The organism is Micromonospora sp. MH99 (assembly GCF_021442385.1).
GTDB lineage: Bacteria > Actinomycetota > Actinomycetes > Mycobacteriales > Micromonosporaceae > Micromonospora.
Genome location: NZ_MUZA01000039.1, coordinates 44,752 through 58,485, shown reverse-complemented (window position 1 = coordinate 58,485; position 13,734 = coordinate 44,752). Strand labels below are relative to the sequence as shown.

The window sequence follows — 13,734 nt, the reverse complement described above, 5'->3', positions numbered from 1 at the left end:
GGCCTCGTCGGGGAGGCGGTCGGGGTGGCCGTCGGCGCGGTAGCGGGACCGGCTGTCCACCGGTGCCCACTGGCCGGCCCCCTCGGCGGCCCAACCGTCGGTCGGGCGGCCGTCGTGGCCCCTGGCCGGTCGGGTGCCGTACCCGTCGCCGGGGCGCCGGTCGTGACTCGCGGCCGGCCGCTCCGACGTGCCGCGCCGGCGCGGCGCCTCGTTCGGCTCGGGCACCCAGCCGGAGTCACCGCGCGGTGCGGGGGAGTAGGGCCCGGGGGAGACGGGTGGCGCCGTCGGGTACGCCCGGTCCCGGTCGACCGGCTCGGGTCGGGACGCACGGCCGTCGTACCGCTCGGAAGTGGGCTGCTCGCGGTGCCAGGCGGCCTCCCGGGCCGGCCCCCGGTCGTCGCCGGGACGCCGGTCGGACCAGGCGGTCCGCCGGTCCGACTCGGGGGAGCGGCGCTCCTCGCGTCGGGGCGGCTCGGGGAGCGGCCGACGGTACGGCTCATGGTCGTAGTGCGGTGTCTCGGATCGGCCGTGGTGCGCCGTGTCGGCGGGGCGCTCGTCACCGCGCGACCAGCCGTAGGACGAAGTCTCACCCGGCTCGTCGTCCGGCCCCCACCGGCCGTTGGGGGCCGGCTCGCCCGGAGGCTCGTCGGCCCAGGAGCGGCCGAGGTAGGTGCCGTCCGGTCGGGTGGGCGCGAGCGGCGGCACCTCGGTACGACCGACCACTGTCGCCCGTCCGCGCGGCGGTGCGGGCTGGTGGGTGACGCCGATGTCGCCGGGGTAGCGCTGGCCGGGGAACTGGGGGTGCCACTCGGTGGTCGGCTCGACCACCCAGGACGGCTCGTTCGGGTCCCGCCACCGGTCGGTGTAGCGGCCGTTCATCCGTCGAGCCCGTCGCCACACCCGGCCGCGTGGCCGCTCCCCGTCGACGGTGAGGTGGCCGAGGTCGGGCCCCGCTGACCCATGGGCGTCCGGTCGCCGCCTGCCACGCCCCGGTGGCCGGCTCGCGTCCGCTCGCTCACGGCGTTGTCACCTCGTTGCACATTGTCGCGCTGGGGCCTCGCGTGCCGGTCGGGTCGCCCGTTCCGGCAGGGCGTGGCTGCGGATGGAGGGTAACGGCGTGGGCTCGTTCACCGCCACTGTGGCACCGTCCACGAGCGCAAACGTTATCCGATGGTTCCGGACATTTAGGTCGATAACCCAATCTGACCTTCGACGATACCCCACCCGCCAGCCGGGTGGACCGGAGCATCGGGTCAGGGATGCTCCATGACGAGGACGGCGAAGGTGCCGGGGACCAGCGCCTCGTACCGGTGCGGTGTGTCGCCGGGGAACGTCGCGTAGTCACCCGGACCGAGGTCCACGGTGCCCGCCTCGGGGCCGACGCGCAGCCGCCCGGCGGCCACCACCACGTGCTCGATGCTGCGCGGGGTGTGCCCGTCCGCCTCCCGGACCGCGCCCGGCTCCAACTCGATCAGGTAGACGTCCCGGCGCAGGTGCGCCGTGCCGGCGCTGAGCAGCGTCCCGGTGAAGTCGGCCTGTTCGGAACCGACCCGGGGCCCCTCCCCGGCGCGGATCACCCGGATGTCGACGTCGCCCGGCTCCACGAGCCGGCTGATCGGGACGCCCAGCGCCACACCGATCGCCCAGAGCGTCTCGACGCTCGGATTGCCGGTCCCCGACTCCAGGTGGGCGAGCGTCGACTCCGCCACCCCCGCCCGATGAGCCAGCTCGGCCAGTGAGACACCGACGCGTTCCCGTTCGCGGCGCAGCGCGGCAGCGATGGTGGCCAACGGGGCAGCCGGTTCTCCAGGCATGCGTGTTCGCTCCAGTGGATCAACGTTCGCGGTGACGAACAACGGGCGACCTGTTCACCGTGATGAACTACGCGCACGGTACAACGAACAGCCGCGGCCCGGATGCTTCCCGCTGTGCTTTGCCCCCAACGCGGCCGGAGCCGCCGCCGGGACGACGGGGGCCCGCCGGAGCCGGGATCAGACCTTGTCGCCGAGGTTGACCTGAGGAGCCGGAGCGCGCATCCGCCGGAAGGTGATCGACCGCATCACGGCGTAGAGATAGAGCGAGCCCATCCGCTGGTCGCTCTTCGGGAAGCGCTCCCGGACCAGCTTGCCGATCTTGCGGCAGATCAGCAGCGAGTCGACGACCACACCCAGGGCCAGCGCGCCCCAGAGCACGTTGGAGATCAGCCGCACCACCGGCGGCATCGCCGCGTTCGAGCCGATCAGCACGATCAGCGCGCCGCCGAAGAACCAGGTGCCGACGGTACGCCGGGAGTCGACCACGTTGCGTGCCAGCAGCCGCTCCGGGCCCCGGTCGCGGGGGCCACCCTCGCGGCGGAACTCGGCCGCGGCCTCGGTACGCAGCTGGCGGCGCCGCTCCCGCTCCTCCTCCTTCGTGAGGGGACGGGTGGGGCCGGCCGGGCGACGGCCGACGGTCGGCCGCTTCGGCGTCTCCCGACCCTTGGCCGGGGTGTAACCCCGGGGACGTTCGGCGGTCTCCTCGGAGGTCACCGAGGAGACGGCCTCGTCGACGAGGTCGGTGGACTTGCGGCGAAAGAGCGACGGCACGCGGCAAGGGTAGCCAACGGTCCGCGCCCGGTGCACATCGCGGTACGGCGGCGGACGGCTCCAGGTCGCAGCGCGACCTGGAGCCGTCGGGGCCGAACGATTGGTACGAGAGGTTACGGACGCTCGGCGTGCGCGCCCAGGTCGGCGAGCTTCGCCTCGAAGTCCTCGTAGCCGCGGTTGATCAGGTCGACGCCGTACACCCGGGAGGTGCCCTCCGCGGCGAGCGCCGCGATCAGGTGGCTGAACCCGGCCCGCAGGTCCGGGATGACCAGGTCGGCGGCGTGCAGCTTGCTCGGCCCGGCGATCACCGCCGAGTGCTTGAAGTTGCGCCGGCCGAAGCGGCACGGGGTGCCGCCGAGGCAGTCCCGGTAGACCTGGATGTTGGCGCCCATCGAGTTCAGCGCCTCGGTGTAGCCCAGCCGCTGCTCGTAGACCGTCTCGTGCACGATCGACAGGCCGCGGGCCTGGGTCAGCGCCACGACCAGCGGCTGCTGCCAGTCGGTCATGAAGCCGGGGTGGACGTCGGTCTCCAGCGCCACCGCGTTCAGCTCGCCGCCGGGGTGCCAGAAGCGGATGCCGCCCTCCTGGCCCGGGTCGCCCAGCTTCGGCGGCCGGGTGTCGGTGACCTCGTACTCGCCGCCGACGGACCGGAAGATGTTCAGGAAGGTCATCATGTCGGCCTGCTGCGCGCCGAGCACCTCGACGTGGCCACGGGTGGCCAGCGCGGCCGCGGCCCAGCTGGCGGCCTCGATCCGGTCGGGGATCGGGCGGTGGGTGTACCCGTGCAGCTTCGGCACGCCCTGGATCTCGATCACCCGGTCGGTGTGGACCTTGATGATCGCGCCCATCTTCTGCAGGATGCAGATCAGGTCGATGATCTCCGGCTCCACCGCGGCGTTGCGCAGCTCGGTGACACCCTCGGCCATCACCGCGGTCAGCAGCACCTGCTCGGTGGCGCCGACGCTCGGGTACGGCAGGGCGAACTTGGTGCCGTGCAGGCCGTTCGGCGCGGACAGGTGCAGACCCTCGGGCCGCTTGTCGACAGTCGCGCCGAACTCCCGCAGCGCCTGCAGGTGGAAGTCGATCGGGCGCGGGCCGATGTGGCAGCCGCCCAGATCCGGGATGAACGCGTGCCCGAGCCGGTGCAGCAGCGGCCCGCAGAACAGGATCGGGATCCGGCTCGAACCGGCGTGCACGTTGATCTGGTCGGTGCTGGCGCTTTCCACGTTCGCCGGGTCGAAGACGAGCTCGCCGTCCTCGGCGCCGTCGGTCACCTTGACGCCGTGCAGACCGAGCAGACCCCGGACCACCTCGACGTCGCGGATCTTCGGCACGTCGAACAGCCGGCTCGGGCTGTCGCCCAGCAGTGCGGCGACCATCGCCTTCGAAACCAGGTTCTTCGCGCCGCGCACGCGGATCCGCCCTTCGAGCGGAGTGCCTCCATGCACGATCAGGACGTCGTCGGTCAACGCAACCTCCAGCGCGTCGGTGCTGCTGTGTTGATGGTGGGGAGCCTGAACTCTGTCGCTACCCCGGATGCGGCCATATCGAAACGGCCCGCTTGCGTCCTCGCCTCGGCAGCATAGCCCTCGGTGACGAAAAAGGACTCGGTCAGACCGGCGTGTGTGGCATTAATCGGTGATCCGGCACTTTTGCGTACCAAGGACGTCACAGATCGTGATCACGCACCGGGCAGGGCGAGCATCTGGTCCAGCGCCACCCGGGCGTGGTGCGCGGTGTCGGCGTCGACAGTGATCTGGTTGACGACCCGACCCGCGACCAGCTCCTCCAGGGCCCAGACGAGGTGCGGCAGATCGATCCGGTTCATGGTCGAGCAGTAGCAGACCGCCTTGTCCAGGAACATGATCTGCTTGTCCGGGTGGGCCAGCGCCAACCGGCGGACCAGGTTCAGTTCGGTGCCCAGCGCCCACGCCGAGCCGGCCGGCGCCGCCTCGATGGTCTTGATGATGTACTCGGTCGAGCCGACGTGATCGGCGGCCGTGACCACCTCGTGCCGGCACTCCGGGTGGACCAGCACGTTGACCCCGGGCACCCGCGCCCGCACGTCGTTGACGCTCTCCAGGGTGAACCGGCCGTGCACCGAGCAGTGCCCCCGCCACAGGATCATCTTGGCGTCACGCAGCTGCTCCGGCGTGAGCCCGCCACCGGGCTTGTGCGGGTCGTAGAGCACGCAGTCGTCCAGCGACAGGCCCATCTCCAGCACCGCCGTGTTGCGGCCCAGGTGCTGGTCCGGCAGGAAGAGCACCTTCGAGCCCTGCTCGAACGCCCAGTCCAGGGCGCGCTTGGCGTTGGACGAGGTGCAGACCACGCCGCCGTTGCGGCCGACGAAACCCTTGATGTCGGCCGAGGAGTTCATGTACGTCACCGGGACGGTCTCGGCGGCGATGCCCAGCTCGGTGAGCGTGTCCCAGGCGGCCTCGACCTGACCCAGCACGGCCATGTCCGCCATCGAACAGCCAGCGGCCAGGTCGGGAAGGATCACCCGCTGCGCGTCCGTGGTGAGGATGTCGGCGCTCTCGGCCATGAAGTGCACGCCGCAGAAGACGATGTACTCGGCGTCCGGCCGGGCCGCGGCCTCCCGGGCCAGCTTGAACGAGTCGCCTGTCACGTCCGCGAACTGGATCACCTCGTCGCGCTGGTAGTGGTGCCCCAGCACGAACACCTTGCTGCCCAGCTTCGCCTTCGCCGCCGTGGCACGGGCCACCAGATCCGGGTCGCTCGGCGCCGGCAGGTCGCCCGGACACTCGACGCCGCGCTCGGTGTCGGGGTCGCTGCCCCGGCCGAGCAGCAGCAGAGCCGTCGCCGTGTTGGAGGGTTCCACCCAGGTCGAAGTCACGTAGCCCATGGTCCCACAGCGCGAGCGCGCCGCAGCTCCGCTCGGTGTGGGCTGCCACACTGCTCGACATGCGCGTGCTGCTCTGCCCGGACAAGTTCGCCGGCACCCTGCCCGCACCGGAGGTCGCCGCCGCGGTGGCGGACGGTTGGCGCAGCGTCGCCGATGGTGACGAGCTGCTGATCCGGCCACTCGCCGACGGCGGGCCCGGCTTCGTGGAGGTGCTCGCCGAGGCGCTCGGCGGCCGGCGGGTGACGGTGCCGACAGTCGACCCGCTGGGCCGGCCCGCGGCCGGTGAGATCCTGCTCACCGTCGACGGCACGACGGCCTACCTGGAGAGCGCGCAGGCCTGCGGCCTGCACCTGCTCTCCGCGGCCGAGCGCGACCCGAAGACCACCACGTCGTACGGGCTGGGTCTGCTGGTGACCGCCGCCGTGGAGAGCGGGGCCCGGACGGTGGTGATCGGGCTGGGCGGCTCCGCCACCAACGACGCCGGCGCCGGCATGCTCGCCGCGCTGGGCGCGACGCCCCTCGACGCCACGGGCGCGGCGCTGCCGTACGGCGGGGCGGCCCTGGCCCTGGTCGACGCCCTCGACGGCGCTCCCCGGCTGCGCGGCGCCCGGCTCGTCGCCGCCACCGACGTGGACAACCCGCTGCTCGGCCTGCACGGCGCGAGCAACGTGTTCGGCCCGCAGAAGGGCGCCGACCGCGCCGACGTGCTGCTGCTCGACGCGGCCCTGGAGCGTTTCGCGGCGGTGCTGGTGCGGGACCTCCCCGGCTGCCCGGCGGGGCTCGGCGCACTGCCCGGCGGTGGGGCCGCCGGCGGCCTCGGCGCGGCCATCCTCGCGCTCGGCGGCGCCTGCGAGTCGGGCATCGGCCTGGTCACCCGGGCCACCCGGCTGGACGCCGCGCTCGACACCGCCGACCTGGTGATCACCGGGGAGGGGTCCTTCGACCACCAGTCGCTGCGCGGCAAGGTCGTCGCAGGGGTGGCCGGCGCCGCCCGGGATCGTGGGGTGCCCTGCGTGGTGGTGGCCGGGCAGGTCAGCACCGGCCGACGGGAGGCCGCCTCGGCGGGGGTGACCGACGCGTACAGCCTGGTCGAGCACTTCGGTGGGGAGCAGGCCGGCGGGCTCGACGCCGCGTTGAGCCGTCCCGCCGACGGGCTGCGCGAGCTGGGCGCCCGACTGGCCCGGCAGTGGAGCCGCTGAGCGCTCCACCGACCCGCTCCAGGCCGTCGCGTCCGGGCCGACCTGGGGCGCTGGTCCCGCCACGCGGGTACGTCGGGCCGGGGCGGCGTACGATCGGAACCGGACCACAACCGGGAATCACTGGACGGCGCGCGACGTTGGCCAGTGCGTCCGGACCCAAAACCGCGCAGGGAGACTTCCACGTGACCACGCCAGCGCAGACCGAGTCGACCGAGGCCCAGGCCCCTACTTCCGTCGTCCTCACCGACGTCGCGGCGCAGAAGGTCAAGGCCCTGATCGAGCAGGAGGGCCGCGACGACCTGCGGCTCCGCGTCGCGGTGCAGCCGGGTGGCTGCTCCGGCCTGCGGTACCAGCTCTTCTTCGACGAGCGTTCGCTCGACGGTGACGTCGTCAGCGACTTCGGTGGCGTCGAGGTCGTCGTCGACCGGATGAGCGCCCCTTACCTGTCCGGCGCGACGATCGACTTCGCCGACCGGATCGACGCCCAGGGCTTCACCATCGACAACCCCAACGCGGGCAACTCCTGCGCCTGCGGCGACTCGTTCAACTGAGTCGCGCACCACGTACCACCGACGACGGGGCCGTCCTTCGGGACGGCCCCGTCGTCATGTCGGGCTGATGGTGGGAGCGGTCCCGGGTGGCCCGGGTGCACGGGTGGACGGGCGGTTGCCGTTGCCCGACCGACCGGACACGTCCGGGTTGCCGGGCCGGTAGGCTGACCGCGCCCTGCTCCCGACCCTGAGGGTTGACATGAAGATCGCCGTGACCGGCTCGATCGCCACCGATCACCTGATGAGCTTCCCGGGTCGGTTCGCCGACCAGCTCATCGCCGATCAGCTGCACAAGGTTTCCCTCTCCTTCCTGGTGGACGACCTGGTGCTCCGCCGTGGCGGGGTCGCGGCGAACATCTCCTTCGGCATGGGGCAGCTCGGGCTGCGCCCGGTGCTGCTCGGGGCGGTGGGCGCGGACTTCGCCGACTACCGCTCCTGGCTGGAGCGGCACGGCGTTGACTGTGACTCCGTGCACATCAGTGAGGTGGCGCACACGGCGCGGTTCGTCTGCACCACCGACACCGACATGTGCCAGATCGCGTCGTTCTACGCGGGTGCGATGAGCGAGGCCCGCAACATCGAGCTGGCCCCCGTCGCCGACCGGCTCGGCGGGCTGGACCTGGTGCTGGTCAGCGCCAACGACCCGGAGGCGATGCTGCGGCACTCGGCCGAGTGCCGCAGCCGTGGGTACGCCTTCGCCGCCGACCCCTCCCAGCAGCTCGCCCGGATGCCCGGCGAGGACGTGGTGGCGCTGATCGAGGGCGCCGAGTACCTGATGACCAACGACTACGAGAAGTCGCTGCTGCAGAGCAAGGCGCAGCTGACCGACGACCAGCTGCTGGACCTGGTCAAGGTGCGGGTCACCACGCTGGGCAAGGACGGCGTGGAGATCGCCGGCCGCGGCATCGACCCGATCCACGTGCCCATCGCCCGGGAGATCCGGGCGGTCGACCCGACCGGGGTGGGCGACGGCTTCCGGGCCGGTTTCTTCACCGCGCTCTCCTGGGGCCTCGGCCTTGAGCGGGCCGCCCAGGTCGGCTCCCTGCTGGCCACGCTGGTCCTGGAGACGGTGGGCACCCAGGAGTACGACGTCCGCCGCGACCTGTTCGTCAAGCGCCTCGCCGAGTCCTACGGCGACGCCGCCGCCGAAGAGATCCGCCCCCACCTCCTCCCGTAACCCCCGCCCCACCCTCCCGCCCGCCCCTGCCGTGTTGATCATGGAGTTGTGGTGGGGACAAAGGCCGCAGAAGGTGACTTTTCGCCCACCACAACTCCATGATCGACGCCGGAGTGGGGTGGCCGGGGCGCGGGGGCCGGGATCGCCGGGGCCGGGCCGGGCCGGGCCGGGATCGCGGGGCCGGGGCGGGGCGGGGTGTGGGTGGGGTTAGTGGGTGCGGCGGATGTCGTAGGCGGGGCCGTCCGGGCCGGTCACCGCGCCGAGGAACTCCTGGCCGCGCATCCGGCACCAGGCGGGAATGTCCACCGCCGCGGCCGGGTCGTCGGCGAGTACCCGCACCACCGTGCCGACCGGCACCTGCGGCATCCGGCGGGCCGCCGCAATCACCGGCAGCGGGCAGCGCTGGCCCCGGCAGTCCAGCACCTCGTCCGGCATCGTCACAGCCCCACCACCCCGGCGTCGGCGCGCAGCCCGGCGACGATCCCGGGCAGTTCGGCGAGGAACCGCTCGACGTCGGATTCGGTCGTGTCCCGGTGCAGGCTGACCCGGACGTTGCCGTGCGAGAGCACTCCCATCGCCTCCAGCACGTGCGACGGCCGCAGGGTGGACGACGTGCAGGACGAGCCGGACGACACCGCGAACCCCCGCCGGTCCAGCGCGTGCAGCAGCGTCTCGCCGTCGACGTACAGGCAGGAGAACGTCACCAGGTGCGGCAGGCGCAGGACCGGGTCGCCGACCACCTCGACGTCGGGCACCTCGGCCGCCACCCGCGCCCGGATCCGGTCCACCAGCGGCGCCAGCCGGGCCTCCTCGGCCGCCGCGTCGGCCGCCGCCGCGCGCAGGCTCGCCGCCGCCGCCACCACCGCGGGCAGGTTCACCACCCCTGGGGTACGCCCACCCTCGCGCTCGTCGGCCGGCCAGGGCGACTCCCAGCGGGTGCCCTTGCGGACCGCCAGCAGCCCCACCCCGGGTGGCCCGCCCCACTTGTGGGCGCTGGCGCTGAGCATGGACCAGCCGGCCGGCAGGGGCACCCGCCCGACCGACTGGGCCGCGTCGACGTAGAGCGGCACCCCGACGTCGGCGCTGACGGCCGCCGCCTCGGCGACCGGCTGCACGGTGCCCACCTCGTGACTGGCGGTGATCAGCGCGGCCAGTGCGACGCCGGGCGCCCGGACGGCCGTCGACCACTCGGCCAGATCCAGCCGACCCACCCGGTCGACGGGCACCGCGTGGGCGACGCCGCCGGCCGCGACGTGCCGCTCGGCGGCGTGCAGGACTGCGGAGTGTTCGATCGCGGAGTGCACCAGGGTCGCCCCGGCCCGGTGCCGTCCCGCCAGGCCACCGAGCACCGCGCCGTGGGCTGCGGTCGTACCGCTGCTGGTGAAGGACAGCTCGTCGGCGCGGACGCCGAGCGTCTGCGCGGCCGCCTCGCGGGCGGCGTCGAGCAGTTGCCGCGCGCGGCGTGCCTGGCTGTAGAGCTTCCCCGGGTCGGCCCAGCCGTCCTCCAGGGCGGCCAGCAGCGCCTGCCTGGCGACCGGATGCAGGGGCGCGGCGGTCGCCGCGTCCAGGTAGACCGAAGAGGCGCTCACGGATCAGTACGCTATCGCGACGTTATGCCCAGGATCCCCCCGATGGGGGCGGACAGTGACCCCACCACGGCCGAGTCCGTCATGGTCGAGTAATCTGCGACCGTCGGTGACGCCTTTGCCGCCGGTGCGCAGGAAAGACGCACCGCGGCGCGCTAGGGAGGCAGGACCAGGTGGTCGCAAGGAGTTCGGAGGTACGGCCGTCGGCCGTACGGCACGGTGCTGCCCCAGGGGTCGGTGGACGCCGGGGACGCGGTGCTGGTCGGTTGGCCGGGCTCGGTCTCGGGGGCGTGGCACTGCTGGTTCTGCTCACGGGCTGTGACGTGGGCCAGACGTTCGACGGCTTCGGTTGGCCGCAGGGCGGCATCTCGGCCGAGTCGCACCGGATGTACGACCTGTGGATCGCCTCCTGCGTCGCCGCGCTCGCGGTCGGCGTCTTCGTGTGGGGCCTGATCTTCTGGTGTGTCGTGCGCTACCGCAAGCGCGGCAACGCGCTGCCGGTGCAGACGCGCTACAACCTGCCGATGGAGTTCCTCTACACCATCGCGCCGATCCTGATCGTCTCCGTGCTCTTCTACTACACGGCGATCGTGCAGACCGACGTCGACAAGTTGTCGAAGAACCCGGACGTCACGGTCGAGGTCGTCGCCTTCAAGTGGAACTGGCAGTTCAACTACCGCGACGGTCAGGGCACGGAAGCCAAGACCACCGCGTCGACGCTCGGCACCAGTGAGGTCATCCCGGTGCTCGTGCTGCCGACCAACCGGTCCATCCGGTTCGAGGAGACCAGCCGCGACGTCATCCACTCCTTCTGGGTGCCGGAGCTGCTGTTCAAGCGGGACGTCATGCCGGGCAAGATCCGCAACGTCTTCGAGGTCTCCAGCCTGGACGCCGAGGGCGCGTACGTCGGCCGCTGCGCCGAGCTGTGCGGCAGCTACCACGCGTTCATGAACTTCGAACTGCGGGTGGTCTCGCCGGAGAAGTACGACCAGTTCCTCGCGGCGAAGCAGAGCGGCAAGTCGACTCAGGACGCGCTGGCCGCGATCGGCGAGCAGCCGTACGCGGAGACCACGCAGCCGTTCGACACCCGACGGACGCAGAGCAACTTCAACCCGGACGACGCTCCGGCCGGCACGGGAAGCTGAGGCAGCCGCATGAAGACCGAGTGGCGTATCTTCCTGATCATCGCCGGGTTCCTCTTCGGCGCGACCATCCTCTACGGCGCCTGGACCCACGGTGAGTCCGGCAACATCGAGTGGGTGGGCACCGTCGCCCTGCTGCTGTCGTTCCTGCTCTGCTCGATGTGCGGTGGCTTCTTCTGGTTCGTCTCCCGCCGTATCGATCTGCGTCCGGAGGACCGGCCGGACGCCGAGATCGCCGATGGCGCGGGTGAGGTCGGCTTCTTCAGCCCGGGCAGCTACTGGCCGTTCGGTCTGGCGCTGGCCGCCGCGATCGCCGCGCTGGGCATGGTGTTCTGGCAGTTCTGGCTGATCGGCGCCGGCCTGGTGGCGGTCGTCTTCGCCGCCTGTGGCCTGCTGTTCGAGTACTACACCGGCACCCGGCGCACCGCCGAGCACTGATCCACCCGGTCGCCCGGCGCGACCGACCCCGTACCGCCACGAAGGCCCGCACCCTCCTCGGGGGAGCGGGCCTTCGTCGTGGCGCATCCGGATGCGGCCGCGTCGGCGCCGTGGGGGTGGCGGCCCACCGGCGTTGCGGGGCCGGTCGGGGCGGCGCGGGTCAGGCGGCGCGGCGCCGGGTGGGCTGGCGACGGCGACGGTCGGCCAGCCGGGTGACGGGGGCGGCGAACGTGGCGATCACCACGGCCGCGCCGCAACCGGTGCAGATCAGCTCGGGACAGTCGCTGCCGTGGCCGTCGGCGCAGGGCGGCGCCTCGAACGGTGCCACGCCCTCGCAGACGTCGCAGTAGAGATCGCGGTGCGACACGGGCGTCTCCTCTCACTCCAGGCGAGCCGCAGCCGAAATGCGACAGCGACGCACATCGGAAGCGGAGAACTACTCGCCTGTAGTTTCCCACGCGGGTCCGACAAATCTCCGCGCCGGCCGTCCGCGCACCGTCCGCCGGGCACCAACGCCACCCGGACGTGGGCCGCCCCGCGTTCGGCCGGACACCTGTCCAGGAACCCCGGTTGGATCGCCCGGGACGCGCGCGTCCCGGGCGGCGGATCAGGCGGTGGTGGCCGCCTCGGCGGTCGTGGCGGTCTCGATCCAGCGGTCCAGGGTGGCCGCCGCCGCGCCCGAGTCGATCGACTCGGCGGCGCGGTCCAGGCCGGCGCGCAGCGCCTCGGTCAGGTCGCCGTCCAGCGGACCCTGGGTCGCGAGCGCCGCCGCCGCGTTGACCAGCACCGCGTCGCGGACCGGGCCGGTCTCACCGGCCAGCAGGCGACGGGCCACGCCGGCGTTGTACGCGGCGTCACCGCCGCGCAGGTCACCGAGGGTGGACCGGGGTACCCCCAGGTCGGTCGCGTCCAGCACAGCCTCGCGTACGGTGCCGCCCTGTGCCGCCCACACCCGGGTCGGCGCGGCAGTGGTGAACTCGTCCAGCCCGTCCTCGCCGCGCATCACCAGCACCGAGTCACCCCGGGCGGCGAACACGCCGGCCATCACCGACGCCATCCGTGCGTCGAAGCAGCCGACGGCGCCGGCGCGCGGGCGGGCCGGGTTGGTGAGCGGGCCGAGGAAGTTGAACACGGTGGGGACGCCCAGCTCCCGGCGGACCGGCCCGGTGTGCCGCATTCCCGGGTGGAACCGGGCGGCGAAGCAGAACCCGATCCCGGCCTCGGTGACGCAGCGCACGATGGCGTCCGGGTCGAGGTCCAGCGGGACGCCGAGGAACTCCAGCAGGTCGGCGGTGCCGCAGGAGGAGGACGCCGCCCGGTTGCCGTGCTTGACCACCCGGACACCGGCGCCCGCCACGACCAGGGCGGCCATGGTGGAGATGTTGACCGTGTGGGCGAGGTCACCGCCGGTGCCCACCACGTCCAGAGCGGTCGACCGCAGGTCGTCGGGCAGGTCGACCGGGACGGCCCGGCTCAGCATGGTCTCCACCAGGCCGGCCAGTTCGGCCGAGGTCTCGCCCTTGGCCCGCAGCGCCACGGCGAAGCCGGCGACCTGCGCGGCGCCCGCCGAGCCGGCCATGATCTCGCCCATGGCCCAGGCGGTGTCGGCGGTGGACAGCTCCTCGCCGCGCAGCAGCGAGTTGAGCAGGTGCGGCCAGGTCCGATCGCCCATTGCGGGCCTCCCGAGCGTACGAAGTGCGGGTGGGCTGGAATCGGCGCCGGCTGGTCCGGCGCCGTGTCGGTGCCGGAGAGCGGGGGACGTCAGGCGGGTGCGTGCGTCCGCAGCAGCTCGGCCACCGTGCTGCCGGTGGTCACCGGGTCGAGCGGGTGCACCAGCGTCGCGTCGACCTCGGCGTACGCGGCGAGCCATCGGTCCGCGGCGCGGGCGATCACCAGGCAGGTGGGAGGGGCGTCGTCCCGATCGTCCTTGATCTGGCGGGCGATGCCGATGCCGCCGCCGGGGCTCGCCTCACCGTCGAGCACCAGCAGGTCGATCTCGTAGTCGTCGACCAGCCGGATGGTCTCGGCGTACGTCGACGCGTCGACGAACTCGATCTGCAGCCCGGGGGCGGGCCGGGTGCCGACAGCGAGCCGCATCCGGTCACGGACCTGCGGGTCGTCGCTGTAGAGCAGGACGGTGCACAGACGATCGCTCATGGCTGACAGGCTCCCACCTCGTAGCTGCCCGCC

At 72.8% G+C, this 13,734-nt stretch carries 14 protein-coding genes and 1 pseudogene; 5 read left to right on the top strand and 10 right to left on the bottom strand.

Translation table 11 applies throughout. From position 1 onward, the window contains the following. The 5 genes and pseudogenes from B0E54_RS20205 to nadA all read right to left on the bottom strand — a co-directional run. A pseudogene (locus B0E54_RS20205) lies at window positions 1-879 on the bottom strand (hypothetical protein); the annotation flags it as partial. A 374-nt stretch (window positions 880-1,253) separates the two neighbouring features. Further along, window positions 1,254-1,814: a helix-turn-helix domain-containing protein gene (locus B0E54_RS20200; protein ID WP_234587016.1), complete on the bottom strand. Its 561-nt coding sequence runs from the start codon at window positions 1,812-1,814 to the stop codon at window positions 1,254-1,256. 177 nt (window positions 1,815-1,991) lie between these two features. After that, window positions 1,992-2,585 carry a DUF3043 domain-containing protein gene (locus B0E54_RS20195; protein WP_234587013.1) on the bottom strand — a complete coding sequence of 198 codons (594 nt, stop codon included), beginning with the start codon at window positions 2,583-2,585 and terminating at the stop codon, window positions 1,992-1,994. Between the two features lie 113 nt (window positions 2,586-2,698). Then, complete coding sequence (murA, locus tag B0E54_RS20190) at window positions 2,699-4,054, bottom strand: UDP-N-acetylglucosamine 1-carboxyvinyltransferase (protein ID WP_308195384.1); 1,356 nt, start codon at window positions 4,052-4,054, stop codon at window positions 2,699-2,701. Between the two features lie 212 nt (window positions 4,055-4,266). After that, window positions 4,267-5,442 carry a quinolinate synthase NadA gene (gene nadA, locus B0E54_RS20185; protein WP_234587011.1) on the bottom strand — a complete coding sequence of 392 codons (1,176 nt, stop codon included), beginning with the start codon at window positions 5,440-5,442 and terminating at the stop codon, window positions 4,267-4,269. A gap of 68 nt (window positions 5,443-5,510) precedes the next feature. Here nadA and B0E54_RS20180 point away from each other — a divergent pair, with 68 nt between their 5' ends. The 3 genes from B0E54_RS20180 (at window position 5,511) to B0E54_RS20170 (ending at window position 8,378) form a co-directional block, all read left to right on the top strand. Next, window positions 5,511-6,650, top strand: a complete 1,140-nt coding sequence (locus tag B0E54_RS20180; protein ID WP_234587009.1) for a glycerate kinase — start codon at window positions 5,511-5,513, stop codon at window positions 6,648-6,650. 182 nt (window positions 6,651-6,832) lie between these two features. Further along, a complete protein-coding gene (gene erpA / locus B0E54_RS20175) occupies window positions 6,833-7,201 on the top strand; it encodes an iron-sulfur cluster insertion protein ErpA (RefSeq protein WP_234587006.1) in 369 nt (122 codons plus the stop codon). Between the two features lie 199 nt (window positions 7,202-7,400). After that, window positions 7,401-8,378: a carbohydrate kinase family protein gene (locus B0E54_RS20170; protein ID WP_234587004.1), complete on the top strand. Its 978-nt coding sequence runs from the start codon at window positions 7,401-7,403 to the stop codon at window positions 8,376-8,378. Window positions 8,379-8,585: 207 nt separating this feature from the next. Here the strand turns inward: B0E54_RS20170 and B0E54_RS20165 are convergent, their stop codons facing one another. Together B0E54_RS20165 and B0E54_RS20160 are read right to left on the bottom strand one after the other, a co-directional pair. Then, entirely contained in the window at window positions 8,586-8,819 is a 234-nt protein-coding gene (locus B0E54_RS20165) for a sulfurtransferase TusA family protein (RefSeq protein WP_234587002.1), read from the bottom strand. Continuing rightward, window positions 8,816-9,967 (bottom strand): aminotransferase class V-fold PLP-dependent enzyme, encoded by a 1,152-nt coding sequence (locus tag B0E54_RS20160; protein WP_234587000.1) that lies wholly within the window; start codon window positions 9,965-9,967, stop codon window positions 8,816-8,818. The genes B0E54_RS20165 and B0E54_RS20160 overlap by 4 nt, the downstream gene beginning before the upstream one ends. A gap of 170 nt (window positions 9,968-10,137) precedes the next feature. Here B0E54_RS20160 and coxB point away from each other — a divergent pair, with 170 nt between their 5' ends. Both coxB and B0E54_RS20150 read left to right on the top strand, forming a co-directional pair. Continuing rightward, window positions 10,138-11,109 (top strand): cytochrome c oxidase subunit II, encoded by a 972-nt coding sequence (coxB, locus tag B0E54_RS20155; RefSeq protein ID WP_234586994.1) that lies wholly within the window; start codon window positions 10,138-10,140, stop codon window positions 11,107-11,109. Window positions 11,110-11,118: 9 nt separating this feature from the next. Then, a complete protein-coding gene (locus tag B0E54_RS20150; RefSeq protein WP_234586992.1) occupies window positions 11,119-11,544 on the top strand; it encodes a cytochrome c oxidase subunit 4 in 426 nt (141 codons plus the stop codon). Between the two features lie 160 nt (window positions 11,545-11,704). Here B0E54_RS20150 and B0E54_RS20145 read toward each other — a convergent pair whose 3' ends face one another. The 3 genes from B0E54_RS20145 to B0E54_RS20135 all read right to left on the bottom strand — a co-directional run bounded on the left by B0E54_RS20145 (window position 11,705) and on the right by B0E54_RS20135 (window position 13,701). Then, complete coding sequence (locus B0E54_RS20145; RefSeq protein ID WP_234586990.1) at window positions 11,705-11,911, bottom strand: hypothetical protein; 207 nt, start codon at window positions 11,909-11,911, stop codon at window positions 11,705-11,707. A gap of 240 nt (window positions 11,912-12,151) precedes the next feature. Next, window positions 12,152-13,216: an anthranilate phosphoribosyltransferase gene (gene trpD, locus B0E54_RS20140; protein ID WP_234586988.1), complete on the bottom strand. Its 1,065-nt coding sequence runs from the start codon at window positions 13,214-13,216 to the stop codon at window positions 12,152-12,154. A gap of 89 nt (window positions 13,217-13,305) precedes the next feature. Continuing rightward, window positions 13,306-13,701 (bottom strand): hypothetical protein, encoded by a 396-nt coding sequence (locus B0E54_RS20135; protein ID WP_007463197.1) that lies wholly within the window; start codon window positions 13,699-13,701, stop codon window positions 13,306-13,308. Between the last annotated feature and the right edge of the window lie 33 nt (window positions 13,702-13,734).